Origin of the sequence: Jeotgalibacillus sp. R-1-5s-1 (genome assembly GCF_004405105.1) — a bacterium.
Taxonomy (GTDB): domain Bacteria; phylum Bacillota; class Bacilli; order Bacillales; family Jeotgalibacillaceae; genus Jeotgalibacillus.
The window spans coordinates 1-19,397 of sequence record NZ_SORW01000008.1 but is presented as its reverse complement, the minus strand read 5'-3'; the positions used below and the strand labels follow the sequence as shown (position 1 = coordinate 19,397).

14 protein-coding genes and 2 riboswitches are annotated in these 19,397 nt (G+C 44.6%); of the genes, 2 read left to right on the top strand and 12 right to left on the bottom strand.

Annotation, left to right across the window (positions count from 1 at the left end; genetic code table 11):
* Positions 1–31: 31 nt before the first annotated feature.
* The 3 genes from metH to E2491_RS04015 form a co-directional block, all read right to left on the bottom strand.
* Positions 32–3,469: a methionine synthase gene (metH, locus tag E2491_RS04025; RefSeq protein ID WP_134373053.1), complete on the bottom strand. Its 3,438-nt coding sequence runs from the start codon at positions 3,467–3,469 to the stop codon at positions 32–34.
* The gene (locus E2491_RS04020; protein WP_134373050.1) at positions 3,447–5,306 is read right to left on the bottom strand and encodes a bifunctional homocysteine S-methyltransferase/methylenetetrahydrofolate reductase; all 1,860 of its coding nucleotides are present in this window, start codon (positions 5,304–5,306) and stop codon (positions 3,447–3,449) included. The genes metH and E2491_RS04020 overlap by 23 nt, the downstream gene beginning before the upstream one ends.
* Before the next feature lie 104 nt (positions 5,307–5,410).
* A riboswitch (SAM riboswitch) is annotated at positions 5,411–5,518 on the bottom strand.
* 108 nt (positions 5,519–5,626) lie between these two features.
* Entirely contained in the window at positions 5,627–6,136 is a 510-nt protein-coding gene (locus E2491_RS04015; RefSeq protein WP_134373047.1) for a DUF4352 domain-containing protein, read from the bottom strand.
* 169 nt (positions 6,137–6,305) lie between these two features.
* Here E2491_RS04015 and E2491_RS04010 point away from each other — a divergent pair, with 169 nt between their 5' ends.
* The gene (locus E2491_RS04010) at positions 6,306–6,941 is read left to right on the top strand and encodes an SOS response-associated peptidase (RefSeq protein WP_166805780.1); all 636 of its coding nucleotides are present in this window, start codon (positions 6,306–6,308) and stop codon (positions 6,939–6,941) included.
* Positions 6,942–7,004: 63 nt separating this feature from the next.
* Here the strand turns inward: E2491_RS04010 and E2491_RS04005 are convergent, their stop codons facing one another.
* The 9 genes from E2491_RS04005 to E2491_RS03965 all read right to left on the bottom strand — a co-directional run bounded on the left by E2491_RS04005 (position 7,005) and on the right by E2491_RS03965 (position 18,648).
* On the bottom strand, positions 7,005–8,324 hold the full coding sequence (locus E2491_RS04005) for a TrkH family potassium uptake protein (RefSeq protein ID WP_134373041.1): 1,320 nt from the start codon (positions 8,322–8,324) through the stop codon (positions 7,005–7,007).
* A 3-nt stretch (positions 8,325–8,327) separates the two neighbouring features.
* Complete coding sequence (locus E2491_RS04000) at positions 8,328–8,984, bottom strand: potassium channel family protein (RefSeq protein ID WP_134373038.1); 657 nt, start codon at positions 8,982–8,984, stop codon at positions 8,328–8,330.
* An 80-nt stretch (positions 8,985–9,064) separates the two neighbouring features.
* Positions 9,065–9,202: riboswitch (cyclic di-AMP (ydaO/yuaA leader) on the bottom strand.
* Positions 9,203–9,382: 180 nt separating this feature from the next.
* Positions 9,383–10,129 (bottom strand): STAS domain-containing protein, encoded by a 747-nt coding sequence (locus E2491_RS03995; RefSeq protein ID WP_134373035.1) that lies wholly within the window; start codon positions 10,127–10,129, stop codon positions 9,383–9,385.
* 1 nt (position 10,130) lies between these two features.
* Positions 10,131–10,793, bottom strand: coding sequence for a cobalamin B12-binding domain-containing protein (locus E2491_RS03990; protein ID WP_166805779.1), 663 nt, complete (start codon positions 10,791–10,793; stop codon positions 10,131–10,133).
* A gap of 309 nt (positions 10,794–11,102) precedes the next feature.
* Positions 11,103–12,233: a DEAD/DEAH box helicase gene (locus tag E2491_RS03985; protein ID WP_244093876.1), complete on the bottom strand. Its 1,131-nt coding sequence runs from the start codon at positions 12,231–12,233 to the stop codon at positions 11,103–11,105.
* Positions 12,234–12,744: 511 nt separating this feature from the next.
* Complete coding sequence (locus tag E2491_RS03980; RefSeq protein WP_134373029.1) at positions 12,745–14,580, bottom strand: ABC transporter ATP-binding protein; 1,836 nt, start codon at positions 14,578–14,580, stop codon at positions 12,745–12,747.
* Positions 14,561–16,300, bottom strand: a complete 1,740-nt coding sequence (locus tag E2491_RS03975) for an ABC transporter ATP-binding protein (protein WP_134373026.1) — start codon at positions 16,298–16,300, stop codon at positions 14,561–14,563. The genes E2491_RS03980 and E2491_RS03975 overlap by 20 nt, the downstream gene beginning before the upstream one ends.
* A gap of 100 nt (positions 16,301–16,400) precedes the next feature.
* A complete protein-coding gene (locus E2491_RS03970) occupies positions 16,401–17,897 on the bottom strand; it encodes a potassium/proton antiporter (protein ID WP_134373023.1) in 1,497 nt (498 codons plus the stop codon).
* A 226-nt stretch (positions 17,898–18,123) separates the two neighbouring features.
* Positions 18,124–18,648: a type 1 glutamine amidotransferase domain-containing protein gene (locus E2491_RS03965; protein WP_134373020.1), complete on the bottom strand. Its 525-nt coding sequence runs from the start codon at positions 18,646–18,648 to the stop codon at positions 18,124–18,126.
* A gap of 89 nt (positions 18,649–18,737) precedes the next feature.
* Between E2491_RS03965 and E2491_RS03960 the strand changes: the two genes are divergently transcribed.
* Positions 18,738–19,037 (top strand): DUF6509 family protein, encoded by a 300-nt coding sequence (locus E2491_RS03960; RefSeq protein WP_134373017.1) that lies wholly within the window; start codon positions 18,738–18,740, stop codon positions 19,035–19,037.
* Positions 19,038–19,397 lie beyond the last annotated feature (360 nt).

Here is a 19,397-nt window from a genome sequence, read left to right as displayed (position 1 = left end):
TGAAAACGGCCGGGAGAGCAGCCTTACCTTTTTATAGGACATTAAAATACCGTGCATCCGGATGAGCAAACACTATGGCTGATACGCTGGCTTCCGGTTCCATCATGAAGCCGTCAGTCAGCTGGACTCCGATTTCCTCCGGCTGGATCAGTTTAAACAGCTTTTCCTGATCCTCAAGCTCCGGACAGGCCGGGTAGCCAAAGGAGAAGCGCTGTCCCTGATACTTGGCGCTGAAACGCTCCTGCATCGTGAAATCAACTGAATCCGGGAAGCCCCAGCGGTCACGCATCTGCTGATGAAGCAGCTCGGCAAAGCCCTCTGCTGTTTCAAGAGCCAGCGCCTGAAGTGCGTGGCTTTCAAGAAATCTTCCCTGTTCTTTATATTCCTGCGCCTTTTCCCTGATTCCCCTGCCGGCTGTGACAGTGAAGAATCCGACATAATCCATCTCTCCGCTATCTTTTGGGCGGAGATAGTCAGCAAGGCACAGGTATGGTGCTCTCGGCTGTCTCGGGAAGGTAAACCGTTCGATTTCATGCCCCTCTTCCGGATGATAAATAATGACGTCATCACCATCACTTTGAGCAGGAAAGAATTGATATACAGCTGCAGGTGTAATCAAACCTTCCTTTTTCACTTCCTGAATCAGCTGATCAACGGTTTCTTTTACCTTGATGGTTTTTTCATCCCCTTCTGCTAAAAGGCGTGACACTTTGCCTTTTACGCCAAGATGGTGTCCGATCAGCATCTGCATATTAATATAGGCCTCAACATGTGAAACAGAGTAAGAACTGATCACATGTCTTTGCACATCATTCGGCACAAAAACCGGGGCAGGTGCAACAGCAGGCTTTTCGAGTACGCCGACATTGCTTTCACGTTTAGGGGCAGGAGCAGCAGACGCAATGGCTCCTTTTTTCGCCTCGCGCTCCTCTACAAGCTTGGCACGCTCCAACTCGTCCTGAAGCTGGTTCGCAAGGCTCAGACCATTCATCGCATCTTTGGCATATAAAACGAGTCCGTCATAGTTTTGTGAGATCTTTGTATCTACGAACTTACGTGAGAGTGCCGCTCCGCCAACCAGTATCGGAATCTCCATGCCTTCCTGCTTCATGTCTCCTGCTGTAATCACCATCTGCTGTGCTGACTTCACAAGCAGACCTGAGAGACCGACAATGTCCGGCTTTTCACGACGAATGGCTTCGATCAGCTCCGGCGGGGTTACTTTAATGCCCAGATCAACGACATCGTAACCATTGTTACTTAAGATGATTTCCACCAGGTTTTTACCGATGTCATGCACATCTCCTTTTACAGTCGCGAGGAGCACCTTACCTTTAGAGGAAGAATCATCAGATGCTTCCATGTGCGGTTCGAGATAAGCAACAGCCGCTTTCATCACTTCTGCACTCTGCAGCACTTCAGCGACAATCAGCTGGTTATCATTGAACAGCCGGCCAACCTCCTTCATCCCTGTCATCAAAGGACCGTTAATGATCGAGAGGGGCTCATCGTATTCACCGAGTGCCTGCTCCAGATCCGGCAGCAGCCCTTCCTTTGTTCCTTCGACAACATAATAGGCAAGTCTCTCCTCAAGCGGCATATCCGGCAAGCCTGAAGCCGTTTCTTTCTTTTTACCGCGGTAAAAGGCGGTAAATTCCGCGAGTGATTCATCTGTTGTATTAAATAACAGTTCTTCAGCCATCTTCACTTCGTCAGGGTCAATAGACGCAAACCGTTCAAGCTTCTCTGTATTTACAATCGCATAATCCAGACCTGCGAGTGTACAGTGATATAGATACACGGCATTCAGCACTTCACGTCCAACCGGTGGCAGACCGAATGACACGTTACTGATTCCGAGGACGGTCTGCACCTGAGGGAATGCCTCTTTAATCTGACGGATCCCTTCAACTGTTGCATTTGCTGAACCTATATATTGTTCATCACCTGTGCCAACCGGGAAAACGAGCGGGTCAAAAATAATATCGGTCGGATGAACGCCATAGTCTTTTGTTAAAATGTCATAAGAACGTTTTGCGATGTCAAGCTTGCGTTCCGCGGAGACACCCATCCCCTTCTCATCAATCGTTCCAACAACAAGCGCAGCACCGTATTTTTTCGCGAGTGGCACGACCGCATCAAAACGTTCGAGTCCATCCTCTAAGTTAATCGAGTTAATAATAGACTTCCCCTGTGAATACCTGAGCGCGCGTTCTATTACCTTTTCATCTGTAGAATCAATCACGAGGGGAACCTTCACCTTTTTTACAACCTCCTGCATGAAGGCTTCCATGTCCTCTTCTTCGTCACGGTCAGGATCAGCGAGACAGATATCGATGACGTGTGCACCTTTTTTGACCTGGGCACGCGCAATTTCTGATGCTTCCTCGATTTTCTTTTCAGCAATGAGACGCTTGAACTTTCTTGATCCAATTACGTTTGTCCGCTCCCCGATCATCAGAGGCCGCATAGACGGATCATCATAAATAAGCGGCTCAATTCCTGACACGGTGTGATGCTTTTCAGGTCTCTGCTTACGAGGTTCATAGTCCTTCATGACATCCGCAATGGCTTTAATGTGTGCAGGTGTCGTGCCGCAACAGCCGCCGACAATATTCAGCCAACCCTTTTCAGCAAATCCTTTCAGCTTTCTTGCAAGCGTTTCAGGCGTTTCATGGTACACACCTTCCTCATCGGGAAGACCGGCGTTCGGATAACAGCTGACGTAAGACTGGTTGATGTCCGATAAAGAACGGATATGATCCTGCATGAATTCAGGTCCGGTTGCACAGTTCAGTCCGACTGACACCGGATTCATGTGCTCAACACTGATGTAGAATGATTCAATTGTCTGACCTGCAAGCGTTGTCCCCATTGGTTCAATGGTTCCGGAAATCATCAGCGGTAACTCTCTTCCAGTCTCTTCAAATGCCTGCTGTATACCGAGGTAAGCACTTTTTACATTTAACAGATCCTGACTCGTCTCAATCAGTAAAAGGTCAGCACCTCCATCAATCAGTCCACGTGCCTGCTCTGCATAGGATGCCTGAAGGCTTTCAAATGTTGCACCTCCGGTAACACTGAGCGTTTTTGTCGTCGGTCCCATTGCACCGGCTACGAAACGCGGTCTTTCAGCAGTCGACCATCTGTCAGCTGACTTTTTCGCAATTTCAGTTCCAAGCCGGCTCAATTCATAAGCATCGGAGGCAAGATCGTATTCTTCCAGCACGACACTCATACTGCCGAAAGTGTTAGTTTCCACAATGTCAGCTCCTGCTTCAAAGTAAGCATCATGTATGCCTTCTATCACATCCGGACGGGTTCTGTTCAGGTTTTCGTTACATCCTTCAAGCGCTTCCCCTCCAAAATCATCTGCAGTGAGGTTCGCTTCCTGAAGCATCGTTCCCATCGCACCATCCATAATGAGAATGCGTTTTTCCAGCTGTTTAGTGAAGTTTGTTTGTGACATACTGATTCCCCCCGGCGCGTTTTGCTGCCTGTTCATTGGCATATCTCGTTAATTCAGCCGTTATCTCGTAACGCATAAACGGCGTGATTAAATAAATTCCGTTAAATAAATCAAGTGCTGTATCAATCAGCGATTTGGTAATGGCAATTCCTTCTCTATGTGACTTTTCCCTGTCACCTGATACAGCAGCCATCCGTTCCCGTACCTGATCCGTTAATTTAATGCCAGGCACTTCATTGTGCAGGAAGTCTGCGTTTTTGCTACTTGTTAAAGGCATCAGGCCAATATACACAGGTTTTCCAAGATCCTTCACGGCTTCCGCTGTTTCAATCAGCTTCTCCTCTGAAAAGACCGGCTGACTCATAAAGTAATCTGCTCCTGCGTCGATTTTCTTTTCCAGACGCTGTACAGCCCGTTCCACACTCCGGACATTCGGATTAAAGGCAGCCCCGATGGTAAAGGATGCTTTTTCTCCAAGATCCTTACCGGACATCGACATTCCCTTATTCAACTGGGCAATCATTTCGATCAGTTCAAATGAAGACACATCATAAACAGATGCCGCACCCGGAAAATCCCCCACCTTTGTCGGATCTCCCGTGACCGCAAGAATATCATGTAAACCAAGCGTATGAAGTCCCATCAGATGAGACTGAAGGCCGATCAGATTGCGGTCCCGGCATGTTAAATGAACGAGCGGTCTGACACCCTGCTGCTTAATCAAATAGCCCAGGGATTCATTGGATACGCGTGGACTTGCCAGTGAATTATCGGCAAGGGTAACAGCATCAGCGCCAGCCTCGCTCAACGCTTTTGCGCCTTCCATAAATGAATCGGTTGACAGTTTTTTAGGCGGATCGAGTTCCACGATCACTGATTTTCTCCGGTTTACGATATCGGTTAATGGTTCAGGCAGCTCTTTTTCCCGGTCCCTGACGATGATTGGTTCAGCCGGCTGCGCAATGATTTTTTCACTGACCGGCTCTAATCCACTTAACGCATCACTGAAGGAACGGATATGCTCAGGCGTTGTTCCGCAGCAGCCACCCAGTAAACGCACGCCCTGCTCTCTGAACGAAGGTGCAATTTCCCTGAAGTAGGCGGCGTTGTTACTATATTGAAGCGCACCATCTGTATAAGATGGAAGGCTTGCATTTGGGTAACAGGATAAATAAGCACGTTCAGGTAATGGAACCTGCTCGAGAGACTTCAGCATATGAAAAGGTCCCTGTCTGCAATTTAATCCGACTACATCAGCCCCGGCCTGCTCAAGACGCAACAGCGCTTCAGCCACCGACGTTCCGTTTTGCATCACGCCTGGCTCCTGAACCGAGATTTGAGTGATAAGCGGAAGGTCCGTTTCCTTTCTCGCAATGTCAAGCACAGCTGACAATTCCTCCAGGTCGTAATACGTCTCAAATAACAGTCCGTCTACTCCTTCTAACAGTAAACAATACAGCTGTTCTCTGAAGGTTCGCTTAATTTCGTTCAGTTCAATCGATTGTGGGCGAAAGCTGCGTATTCCTCCTGAAGTGCCGAGAACAAAAGTGTCTTTACCTGCAGCCTTCTTCGCATTTCTCACTGCAGCCGTATTGATTTCCCTTACCTGTTCCTCGAGTCCATATCGCTCTAGCTTGTGGTAGTTTGCTCCGTACGTATTCGTCTGAATAATATCCGCACCCGCATCAATATAAGCACGATGGATTTTCTGGATATGTTCAGCCTGCGAAAGATTCAATTCCTCATAGCACTGATCCGTTCCATACGAATACAGGAGGGTACCCATTGCACCGTCACCAATCAGGATGCGATTTTTCATTTCATCTAATATCGTCATTTTACTTCCCCTTCCGTATTCGTGGATCTTATCAAGGTTGTCTATACAAAAAGGCCTTCTTATCACTTGAATAAGAAGACCTGTGTTTGAAAACGGAACAACTCTCCTTATCTTCCCCGTCATAAATGCGGGATGGATTTAGCACCTTTTCACTTTTGTGATGGTTGCTGAGGTTTCGCAGGGCCTTGTCCCTCCACCTCTCTTGATAAGAATCCACACTATTTAGTTAATTACGATAACTCTACTAGACTAAAGCACCTTCTGTCAACAGCAGAACCGCGATTAAACTGACTGTTCCGCAAATTGTAAGGATTGATCCATTAATCAAGCGAAGTAATTCCTGGAAGCCTCCACTCAACTTCCTCATCTCCAAGAGTACCGAACAGCTTAAAGGCTGTAGTGGCAGATGCCTCAAACTGAAGTGACCCTTCAACCGTTTCACCTGCAGGTACTGTCCATTCAACCGGATCACCATAAGCAGGCTTTTCTTCATCTGCAAGATCCGTTAAACGGAACTGATCCCCTGTAATCACAGCTTCTTCATCACCATTATTTGTCACACTGAAGCTGATTTCATATACGCGATTTGTTTCATCAATCTGATCAGTTACACCCGCACTGACAGCCGTCATCGTCAGGTCACCTGCCTGCACTTCATCCTCTAAAACGTATAATGCAGGCTCTGAAGATTCTTGAGACGTTTCTGCACCCGTTTCTTCTGTTGTTTCCTCTGATGTATCAGCATTACCAGCTGATTCTTCTGTTTCCTCTGAGCATGCAGCAAGCATAAGTGCTGCAGCAAGAGCAGATACTAACCAAAATTTCTTCATAATTGAATACCCTCCTAGATATGTAAAAATGACACTCACTCATTATTATTCGTAATGCGAAATAAATCAACTCTTTTCCTGTAAAAGGAAATAAGATTAAATCTTCTCTATCTTCGCAATGTTTTTATTATTTGTTACGATGATGATATAAAACAGGGAGGCGATTTCTTTGTGTGGACGATTTTCTTTAACCGAAGCGCTCGAAGATTTAAAAGAGTATTATCAATTTCATATGAGAGAAGACTTTGACCTTCACACTCATCTCAACCTATCCCCAAGCAATCAAATAACTGCGATTGTAAAAGTGGAAGGTAAGAGATACCCTGCTGCATTTCGATGGGGACTTATTCCACCTTTCGCTAAAGATGAAAAAATCGGCTACAAAACATTTAACGCCCGTGCAGAAACAGTGGCGGATAAGCCGAGCTTTCGCAAAGCTTTCCGGTCTAAACGCTGCTTAATTCCAGCGAGCTCCTTTTATGAATGGAAGAAAACAGAGGAAGGATACAAACAGCCTTATGAAATTAAACTTTTGAGCGGTGATCCATTGACATTTGCAGGCCTCTGGGAATCATGGCGCAATGAAAAAAATGATCTGATCAGAAGCTGTACCATTATCACGACAGAGCCAAATAGTACCATGAGCAAAATTCACGACCGCATGCCTGTCATTCTTTCGCCGGATCAGTTTGACCAATGGCTAAACCCGGATTCAGAACCGGACCATTTAAAGCAAATGCTTGTGCCATTCAGTGGCGAACTTGGGATTGCGGAAATTTCTGGCGAGCGCTTTAAACAAAAATAAAAAGCTGAAAGACGCACATGGCGTTTCCAGCTTTTTTTGTATTCACTTTCTAACACTGATGCTTTAACCCGCAAGTACGTCTGCTTTCGGATACTTAATTTTACGCTGATCCGGTTTGGCAATGGAGAAGAATAGTGTCAATGGACCGATCTTCCCGATGAACATAACCGTCATAATAACGTATTTCCCCATATCTGATAATTCAGGCGTCAGTCCCATGGATAAACCAACCGTTCCAAAAGCAGAAACTGTTTCAAAGACGATTGGCAGGAAGTCTGCACCGTCCTCTGTATGCGTCATGATACTCAATGCTGCAATGATAAACAAGACACTGCTCATCGCAATCGCCAAAGACTTAAAAATAATTTCCTGGCGGATTTCACGATCAAACATATGAATCTCAGTATTCCGTCGGAAGAATGCAACAGTTGCAAGCAGAATCACAATAAAGGTTGTCAGCTTAATACCTCCACCGGTTGAAGCACTTCCTGCTCCAATAAACATTAAAATGATGATAAAGAGCAGGCTCGAGTCATCCATGGCTGCAATGTCAATGGAATTAAAACCAGCCGTTCTCGGACTGACCGCCTGAAAGTAAGCTGCCCAAATCTTCTCATCCAGCTCGAGTGAACCAAGCGTTGCCGGATTGGCGAATTCATTAAAAAAGATATAAATCATCGCAAAGGTATTAATGACGAGTGTTCCAGATACCATCAGCTTCGTATGCAGGCTCCATCTGCGAATGGATGAAGACCGGAACAGATCAACCAGAACCGTAAAACCAATACCACCAAAAATAAATAAAGCTGATATAACAAGGTTCACCATAGGGTTACCGACATATGAAACGAGACTGTCGCTTAACAGCCCGAATCCCGCATTGTTAAATGCAGAAACTGCGTGAAATAAACTGAAAAACAAGCCGTCTTTCCAGCCCATTTCAGGTACCCATACGGTCGATAGAAGCATAACAGCAAACAGCTCAATCAGAATCGAATAGATCATCAGCTGGATAGCAAGGCGGATAATCCCACCTACTGCATTCTGATTTAATGCCTGCTGAATAATCAGCCTTTCCTTAAAACCAATCTTTCTCCCAAGCATCAGAAAAACAATGACCGCAAATGTCATGATCCCAAGTCCTCCAACCTGAATCAGGATCATGATGATCGTCTGTCCAAGCATCGTGTATACGGTCCCGGTATCTACGACGGCAAGTCCTGTTACCGTCATCGCAGAAACGGCAGTAAAAAAAGCATCCTGCCAGCTGATCGGTGTAACCGTTGCTGCAGGAATCTTCAAGGCCGCGCCTCCCAGAAGAATGCCGGTTAAAAACAATGTAATTAGAAAAAGCGGGGGGTTTTGAAATAGCTTTTTCTTCATCACCTACACCCCCTGCTTTTCAAAACGGTGAAGCTTTCTGTTTTCACCGATTACAATTAAGACGTCTCCTTCTTCGATCCGGTCATCCCCGCTCGGAGAAACAATCATATCGTGTGAACGGTAAATCCCGACGATATTACAGCCGAACCGGTTTCTTATATTCAGTTGGGCAATAGATTTCCCAACTATTTTTTTTGTTGCTTTAATTTCAACCATCGAATGTTCCTCTGACAGCTCTACATAATCAATAAAATGATTAGAAGTCAGACGATGCGCAATTCTTCTGGCCATTTCTTTTTCAGGACGGATTACCCGGGTTGCTCCGATTTTTTCAAGCACCTTCTGATGATAAATACTGGATGCCTTTACCCAGATCTCTTTCACACCAAGATCACTCAGAATAATGGTCGTTAAAATACTGGCCTCAATATTTTCACCAAACGAGACAACAACCAGATCAAAATTCCGGATTCCTGCGCGTAAAAGCAGCTGTTCATCCTGTGCGTCCCCATGTACAACGTGGGTAGCAAGATTTACATATTTATCAACGAGCTCTTCATTGCGGTCCATCGCAAATACTTCTGCTCCAATCTCATGGAACTCTTCAACAAGGTGGCCCCCGAAGCTCCCAAGACCCAATACTGCAAATTGTTTTTTCATGCTGATCCTTCTTTCTCCTGTATGATGGCATACAAAAAACCACAAGGAGGACATTCCTGTGGTTGGCTGCTTTCACACAAGTCAGTTCTCTTAATCGCCTGCGAGGTTAGCTGACGGGTTAGGGATTAAGAGTTCCCTGTCATTTAGACTTCACCCCATGTGCACAAGGCACGCCGGTTCCCCCGCTCCTGCTTTTCAGGATTAAGCGGTTTTCATGTATTCTGAGAGATAGTTTACTCCCCTTGTACAGAAGAGTAAAGAGGGAATGGAATATTTTTTTGATCATCTAAAGATTTTTACATTCCAGCCTCCAATACACTCGATAACTGATGAACTTTTTCACGATAAACTGCTACTAAAAAAACTGAAGCCAAAATGTCAGCTTCAGTTCCTCTATTTTATGAAACAATTCTTGTTAATGTGTCTTTTAAACTATTGATAAACATGACTTTGCCTGCAATATCTTTCTGGTGGAGCTGCGGCACATGCTCCGGCTTAATACCGGTGATTGTACAAGTGGCTCCAAGCAGTGAACAATTCTTTAACAGCAGGCTGAACTCCTCGACGCCATCCTCCGTGATCTTCCCGACAGACTGAAGATCAATGATCATCTCGTCAATCTGCTCATCATAAAGCTGCTTTAGTATGCGGTCTTTATTCGCGAGAATGAGTTCAATATTAAGATCACCAAACATCGGAATCAGAACCACATGAGGGGTAAGATGAATCACTGCTGTTGACAGTTCCTGAATTCTTGTCAGAGATACTTCAAGCTCATTCTTTTTTAAAATAAGCTCCATATCACTTTCCTCAAGTCTTCTCCGATGCTCATTTACAGATTGCATCAGCTTCATCATCATCTGATCCTGCTGCTGCATTAATACCGTCCCCTCTTCCCCATCCCACTTTATATGCAGAATATAAGAAGAGATAATACCATCTGTCGTGACGAGGTTTAGTTCAACCTTCTCGTCGTACTGCTTAGTCATAAACTTCTGTGCTTTGCCACGACTTTCCCGATCTACCCAGTCTAAAAATGATGCAGAGTGGCCAAAAAGCTGTCTGGCATCCTCGGAAGCTTCTAAAATTATTAAATCCTGTGACATTTTAAAAGCTGGAAGAGGCATCGTATCAAGTGTGATCAAGTTACTCTTCCTTTCTGTTTCGGCTGGCAAGCCAGGATGTTAGTCCCTCGCCATCCTTAATGATTGTCACTCTATTCTCAGGGACATTCTGTAACGCAAGCTCAGGGTGAATGAGAAAACGTCCGCCAACCAGCAATTCAACATTTGGAAAACGCTCCATCAAGCGCTGAATATAGGATGGCACCTTCTCTCCCTGACTAATCATACTTGCAGACATCCCCATTACATCCGGTTCCCAGTTCACGGCCATGGACAGCGCATATTCAACTGGAAGATTGGCTCCCATCATGCGGACGAGATAGCCTTTCTCCTCAAAAATCTGTGCGATCATCCGGATCCCAAGATCGTGCTCCTCCTGCTCTACACAAAAGAACAGCGCACGGCCCTCATCCTGTCTCTGATCCTGAATTCTCGGCAGTAAAACTTCATGTTTATAACGCGACATTGTAAAATCACATGTCGTTGTAGCCAGATGTTCATCTGCCACAGAGATCTCATTTTCCTGCCACAGCCTTCCAATTTCAACCATGGCTGGTGTCATCACGTGATAATAGATATGTTCTGTCGTCTGACCTGCGTTCACACATTCCTGAACCATGGACCAGCATGCATCCTGATCCCCATTCAGCAGTGCTTCAGTAAACTTTGCTGTGGACAATTCCATTTTGCTCACGCCTTCCGATCTCTTAATCATCGACCCTTTATTTCTAGCATCTTCTCAAATTGTCAACTTTTAATCGGTAAAAGTCAAATCAAAGCGGCTACAAATAAAAGGAATTGATGTATTTTATTAAAAACGCGCGTTATTTACTGAACTAATATCGGTATTAATTTAAACTAATGAATGCTCGATCCTGAATGAAATAAAAAAACTGCGTGCTCACATGAGGAGTGCACGCAGCAGATTAGTTATAAACTCATTTCTTCAAATGAGATAACCCATAAATTAAAACCGTACTATATCTCTTTCCGGTCATGATTCATTATTTTTTTGATAAACCCACTTCCCGCGATACATTGTGACTTCCTCAAGCTCAACATTCAATTCCTTTGCAAATCTGCGGAGCTTTTTAATTTCACCAGGAGTGACGAAACTTAAAACCGTCCCCTCAGCCCCGGCTCTTCCTGTACGTCCTGAGCGGTGAATATATTGGTCAAGATTCTCAGCAGCATCCATGTGAATCACATACGTAACATCCTGGATATCGAGTCCGCGCGTAGCCACATCAGTAGCTAACAGCAATGGAAGCTCGCCTTTCCTGAATTTCCTCATCGATGCAGCACGCTCTTCTTTTGATAAATCGCTGTGAAGTACAGCAATTTCAAGATTCTTATAATTAAGCTTTTCAGCAGCCGTCATCACATCAAGCACTTCCTGCATAAACGCCAATGATTTTTCCTTCTTCATGGCATCCATACGGACCATTCGTCTGATCATATCCACTTTTTCACGGGCTTCACACACCATAAACTGATGGCGTACCTTGCCCTGGTTCACTTCTTCTCTTCCAACGCGAACCACCTCAGGATCATTCATAATTTCTTGTCCATGTTTCACAATGTCCTCAGAGAGCGTTGCCGAAAACATGGCAAGCTGCCTTTGATCAGCCATTGTACTTTTTACGATCTGACCGATTTCATCCCGATGCTCCGGTAAAAATAGCTGATCCGCTTCATCAAGAACGATCGTTTTCACTTCATGCATTTTCAGCTTTTTCTGTTTAATAAGTTCATGTATACGCCCAGGCGTCCCAACAATCACATGAGGCTGCTTCTTTAATTTCTCAAGCTGCCTTTTCGGATTCGCTCCACCAATGATCGAAGCAGCTTTCAACCCAGCATCCTTTCCCCACTGCTGAAGAACATCAAGGATCTGCATGGATAACTCCTTCGATGGCGCTAAAATAATCGCCTGAGGCAGCTTTTGTGAACCATTTAGATTTTCTATCAGAGGAAGCACATAAGCGAGTGTTTTCCCCGTTCCAGTCGGTGATTCAGCAATGACATCTTTTCTTTCTTTTAATAATGGGATGACCTGTTTTTGGACAGCCGTCATATCAGTAAACCCGGCTTCTTCCCATTTCTTTTGCGTAAGTTCTAACATCTCTTTCCACTCTCCGTTCATTTCGATACGGTTAATTGTATCATTCCCGGAGAAATTACGCACAGTCTGATCAATATCATTTTATATGTTTGACTTTCGTACAAAACCGTGCCGGGGACATCCGCAGACTTCTGTGGCTCACCACGCGGTCACGTAAAGCGGAGGATGTTCCCGGCACGATTCTGATTAAAAGATACTATACACTTTAGAAAGAATAAAAAAGTGCCGGGTCATTCCGTAGACTCCTGCGGCAGTGAAGCGACAGGTGAGACAGATGTGCGCAGCACAGCTGGCTCACCGCGCGGCCACAGAAAAGCGGAGGCGGGCGTTTAGGGACGTACAAACTGGACTGTCCTCGACGAAGATAAAGGAAACACAGCGAACGAAGTGAGCTGATGTTGACTTATCGTACGAGAGGACGGGAAGTTTGCTAGTCCCTGCCCGTCGTAGCTGGACACAAAAGAAAGCGAAGGAATGACCCGGCACGGTTTTCAAATTAGCTCTTTTCAAATCAAAGCGCAAGCTGCTCCTTCAGCTGATTCTTCTGAAGATCCGCATAAAACCCATTACGCTTCATCAGCTCCTCGTGATTACCACGCTCAATCAGCTGCCCGTTATTCAGCACCAGAATCTGGTCAGCACGCTGAATCGTATTTAACCGGTGAGCAATAACAAAACTCGTCCTGCCCTTCATCAGCACCTCAAGCGCTTCCTGAATCTTAATTTCTGTCACTGTGTCAATGCTGCTGGTCGCTTCATCTAATATCAGCAGGTCCGGGTCCGCAAGCATGGCACGGGCAATGGCCAGAAGCTGTCTTTGTCCCTGACTGATACCTTCCCCATCTGCCTTCAACACCGTATCGTAGCCTTCAGGCATTTTGCGGATAAAGCTGTCAGCATTCGCAAGTAGTGCCGCTTTCTCCACTTCCTCATCCGTTGCAGTCAAACGGCCATAGCGGATATTTTCGCGAATGGTCCCTTGAAAAAGAATGGAATCCTGAAGCACAAATGCCATATGACTTCTCAAACTGGAGCGTTTGATCATAGAAAGCTCTTTGCCATCTATACGAATTTCTCCTCCGGTAGGATTATAAAATCTTGATAACAGGTTGATAATCGTTGTTTTCCCTGCTCCAGTTGGTCCAACGAGTGCAATCATTTCTCCAGGTTTAGCCTGAAAGGACACCTGATTTAAAATTGTTTCATCTTCTTCATAAGAGAACATAACGTTTTCGAAAGACACGTATCCTGAAATCTTATCGATGTTTACAGCATCTTTCTCATCCTTACGTTCTTCATCCTCATTCATAATATCAAACACACGTTCAGCTCCTGCTACAGCGGATAAAAGCGTATTGAACTGGTTAGCCAGATCATTCAGCGGACGGGTAAACTGTCTTGAATACTCAACGAAGATCACGATGACCCCGATAGAAATATCACCTCTTAAGGCAAGTACTCCTCCTACCAATGCAATGACAGCAAAGCTGAGATTATTTAAAAAGTTCATCAGCTTTGGTATAAACCCCGAAAATGTCTGTGCCCAGAAGCCCGCAAGTCTGAGCTTTTCATTTTTCTCCTCAAACTGTTCGATCACGCGGTCTTCCTGTGAAAAAGTCTTAATGATTTTCTGACCGGACAACGTTTCCTGAATATAACCGTTCATGTCTCCAAGGTTTCGCTGCTGTTCTTTAAACAGACGGCCTGTCCGATTGGTAATCCATTTCAACCCAAGAAACATAGCAGGAATGACCAGTACCGTAATCAGCGTCAGCAGCGGACTTAAATAAAGCATCACGCCGATTGTTCCGACGAGTGTGAGCACGCTCGATACAATCTGGATCACAGAACTGTTTAACGTCGAACTCACATTTTCCATATCATTCGTCACACGGCTCATCAGTTCCCCGTGCTGACGTTTATCGAAAAAAGGGATTGGCAGCTTCTGAAGGTGCTCAAAAAGCTGTGTTCTCATCGTAAATACGGTCTGCTGTGCGATCCGTACCATCCACATGGCCTGGAACCACATACTTAGCGAATAAACGACATAAACGACAGCCAGCACAATGATCAGCTGAACTAATCCTCCTGAGTCACCGGTTACGATAAAATCATCGATGCCCATCCCGACAAGATAAGGGCCAAGCAGTGACATCGCTGAACTGATCAGAACCATGAACAAAACAAGACTGAGCTTCCCTTTGCTCATCGCAAGGTAGTGCCAGATTTTCTTTAATGTTCCGCCGAAATCATCAGCTTTTTTCTTTTGACTCTTAGCACCTGATGCATCAATCTCACTCAAACGGCGGCGTTTATATTGAAAAGGTCTAACGATTTCCTTTAGCACCTGAGCCCACCTCCGTTCCAATCTGGGATTGAACAATTTTCTGATACAGATCAGATGTTTCAAGCAGTTCTTCATGTGAACCTTCAGCGATTAATCTGCCGTCATCAATCAGCAGAATTCGGTCAGAGGCAATGGTTGTACTGATTTTCTGCGTAATCATGATCGTTGTGCAATTATATTCTGCCAATGCTTCAAGCAACTTCGCTTCAGTCTTCATATCCAGCGCGCTCGTACTATCATCCAGCAGTAAAATAACCGGTTTTTTAACAAGAGCACGGGCGATGGAAAGCCGCTGCTTCTGACCACCTGAGAGATTCACACCTTTTTGACCGAGAACGGTGTCATACTGTTTCGGCAATCCCATGATCGTTTCATGGATTTGCGCACGTTTAGCCGCTTCCTGCACTTCTTCAAACGTAGCATGCTCATTTCCCCAGCGGATATTTTCTGCAATCGTCCCTGTAAACAGCATTGCTTCCTGTGGAACAAATCCAATCTGACTGCGTAAATCTTTTAATGTAATATCAAAAATCGGCTGATCATCTATTCTAATTTCCCCGCCGGTTACATCATATAGTCTGGGAATCAGCTGAAATATCGTTGATTTACCAGAACCTGTTCCGCCTAAAATCGATATCCTTTCTCCCGGATTCACCTTAAAAGAAAGCTGGTCCAGTACTTTTACGGACGTTTCCGGATAGACAAAATCAACATTCCGGAATTCGATTTTTCCGTTTTTGATTGCAAAAGAATGACTGGTCTCATGATCTGCCAGATCAATATCCGTATTCAACACTTCGGTAATACGCTCACTCGATGCTTTTGCACGGGAAAACACCATAATAATCATCGTGACGATCGACAGTGCCCCTGTCATCCGGGTCGCATAGTTGACGATTGCAACGACTTCTCCCACTGTCGCCCCATTCGTCTGTACCTCGATACTTCCATACCACAGAATCACGAGAATACTTAAATTCATCAGTAATAAAATGACCGGCATCGTGACTTCGATCAGTCTCAAAGCTGAAACCGTCTTTTCCATCAGCTGTTCGCTGGATTGTCTGAATCGCTTGATCTCATGTTTTCCACGCAAAAAAGCTTTAATAAGCCGTATTCCAATCAAATTTTCCTGCATCACATTATTAACGTGGTCCAGACGTGCCTGTACTGATTTAAACAAGTTCCCTGCCTTACTCATCACCACAATCAAAAATAAGACAAGGACAGGAACGGATATCACCAGTACGAGCGCCAGAAATGGATTCACCAATAGTGCCATAATGACACTTCCGATCACCAGAAGTGGAGCTCTCATCATAATACGCAAGCTCATAAACACTGTATTCTGAAGCATCGTGACATCGTTTGTCAGTCTGGTAATGAGTGAAGAAGTCGGGAAGACACTGAAATTTGAAAACGAGAACGCCTGCACTTTTTTATACAGGGCTTCTCTAATATCAAATCCAAAGCTCTGACTGACGTGTGAGGAATAAAAAGAATTCGTGACACCTGCTGCAAAGGCAGCCAGCGAACAGGCTACCAGAATTCCTCCCCAGAACATAACGGCACCAAGATCATTCTGCTGAATGCCCTGGTCGATAATGTAGGAAATTAATAAAGGTTGAACGAGTTCGACTGCAAGCTCTGTCAGCATTAAGGATAGCGCAATGATAATGGCAATCCGGTAAGGGGTTAAAAATGAAGTGATTTTAGTCATAGCGCTACGTCCTTCCAACTAATTTGATTCTCGAAATAGATACCGTTACTTTACCATATTTTTTGAATATTTCGGAGAATTAAGCATTAAAAAGTCAGACTCATGTGCCTGAGTCTGACTTTTCTAATTCCTGTTCCGGTTTTACTGGAGGAATTCTTTTTTGATAAAACCTTACTTTAACCAAATCTCTCGTTTTTTTGCGTGTAAGGACATACAGCGTATCCCCTTCTTTAATTCTCGTATTCCCTGTTGGTGTCAGGATTTTCTGATTTCGTATAATCGCCGTAATCAGTGTATGTTTGGGCAGCGTAATATCTACAAGCTGATACCCTGCTACAGCAGAATCCTTAGGGATTGTGAGCTCCACCATTTCCGATTCAGTTTTTCCAAGAGAAACGAGTTCCAGACTGTAAGGACTCGGTGCTACTTCTTCACCGGAGAGACCGAGTTTATTACCCAGCCACGATAACGTTCCACCCTGAATCAGCGCTGAGGTTAGAACAACGAAAAAGACCGTATTAAAAATCAGCAGCGCATTTTCTATTCCAGCTACAATTGGATAGGTGGCAAGTACGATCGGTACCGCTCCCTTTAATCCGGCCCATGAAATAAAAACTTTTTCCTTCACTGAATACTTCATACCAATCATACTGAGAAAAACGCCAACCGGGCGGGCAATAATCATCAGAATAAGCGATAATAAAATGCCCTGCCAGATCACGTCAAGCAGTTGATTTGGAAAAACAAGAAGACCCAGCAAAATAAACATGACGATTTGCATCATCCAGGCAAAACCTTCATTGAAACGGAGGATAGAATGACGATAAGTTAAGTCATGATTCCCTACCATAACAGCCATCACATAAACCGCAAGCAGTCCACTTCCGTTTATAAAAGTGGTCCCTGCATATGTAAAAATGGCAAAAGACAGCGCAAGGACAGGATACAACCCTGATGCATCCAGATTGATTTTGTTGATGACAACGGCTGTGATTCTTCCAAGTATCAATCCTGCTACAAGTCCGATTGACATCTGCATGACAAATCCGCCAAACAATGAAAAAACTGAGGTATCAGGGAACTGGATGAGTTCAATAAACATGATCGTTAAAAAAACCGCCATCGGGTCGTTTGTTCCCGACTCTGCCTCAAGCGTTGACGTTAAACGCTCTTTAATATTTTTTGTGCCCAATACAGAAAAGACAGCTGCCGCATCCGTGGAACCAACAATGGCACCTAACAGCAAACCTTCAAGCCAGCTAAGATCCAGGATCACAACCGCAGCGACCCCCACAATCCCTGACGTAATTAATACGCCAAGTGTTGCAAGAGAGGCTGACGGACCAATGACAGGCCGGATACTTTGCCACTGAGTCTGTGTACCACCTTCAAATAAAATAACAATAAGAGCGAGAATCCCGACAAGCTGGACAAATTCAGTATTCTCAAAATAAATGAATTCACTAAGCAGCATACCTGCCATTAAGAAGAGAACAAGAGAGGGCATACCTAAACGCGAGGAAAACTTAGTGGCTACAACTCCAATGATTAACATTGCGGCCATCAGAAAAATTAAACCATCAACCGAAAAATCCACAGACTCACTCCTTTGACATCACTTGTCTTTATTATATCAAAGTTATATCTGTAATACTTTTAACAAGTCCCGGATAGATGACGACAGGAGCGTTTGTCAGCATGAGTCAGGAAATGTCTTTATCCTATCGAAACAAAGCTTCTGAAAAAAGCGCTCCGTCTACCTCAGCTCTTAAAATGATTGAAACCGGCACTTCTGATGAAGTGCCGGTTTCACCTGAATCAAATTATTTATTTGTAAAAGCCTCAACCAGCGCATTTCCATACTCAGGAAGATCCGGCGGACGGCGGCTTGAAACGATATGTCCATCCACAACTACAGCCTCATCATGCCAGATCGCACCGGCATTTGTCATATCATCCTTGATACCTGGGGTGCTCGTCACATTTACACCATCAAGAATACCCGCGGAAATCAACACCCAGCCCGCGTGACAAATCTGACCGATGACTTTCTCGTGCTGATTCATATGACGTACCATCTCAAGCACCTCAGGATATCTTCTCAGCTTATCCGGAGACCAGCCGCCAGGAACGAGAATCCCGTCATATTCATGAACGTGAATATCTGTAAACGCGTAATCACTCTCAGCTGGAACACCATACTTACCCTTGTACGTTTCACCCGCTTTTTCACCTACAAGATGAACAACCGCTCCTTCACCTCTCAGGCGCATGACCGGAACCCACAACTCCAAATCTTCAAAATCATCACTGACAAGTGCAATCACTTTTTTATCCTTCAGCTTCACATAAATCCCTCCTGTTTTCTCTCTCACATACAATCCATAACCTGTTTCATGTATACTGAAACTATAGTAAAGGAAAGGCAGGAATACAAATGATGAACATTACCGCTTATACAGTGGAAAAAATAAACGATCCATTCGGCATTTTAACCGGAGACCGTTACGAATTTATGATTGAAATCGACGTCGAGGAAGATGATGAACTTTTCATGGAAAACGGCGTTGTCGTAAAAGCCCTCTATAAAGTAGAAGACGGAGAAGAAAAATTCCTGAAATACGACCTCATGGAACGCAACACAGACAACGTCCTCGACTTCGAACTCGAAGACGATGAAATCAACTTCATCCAAACTTTCTGCAGTGAACACTGGCAGGAAGCAGAAGAAGCATAATCTGAAGATCCCTTGGATAGGGGTCTTTTTTATTTTGGTAAGCCACTTTTGAATTATGACATTTGCGTATCCACAGTTCTGAGTGAACTAGCAACAATAAAACCCGCTCTTACGACAAATCTCTCTGCTGTTGTAACGAAACTAACCGCCATATTGACAAATCAGACTCTGACTCTGCGACTTTCAACAGTTATATGGCCTCTAACGACAATACTCTCTTGCCTTTCGACAGGTCGGGCAGTAGTTGTAACCGATCAAACCATATACGGCTGCCGCCCGGCCACGGAAAGTCAGCTATATTATAGTCAAGAGAAAAAACAGATCTTTTTTGGTTTTTTTTTGAGGATCATCGTTATTTTT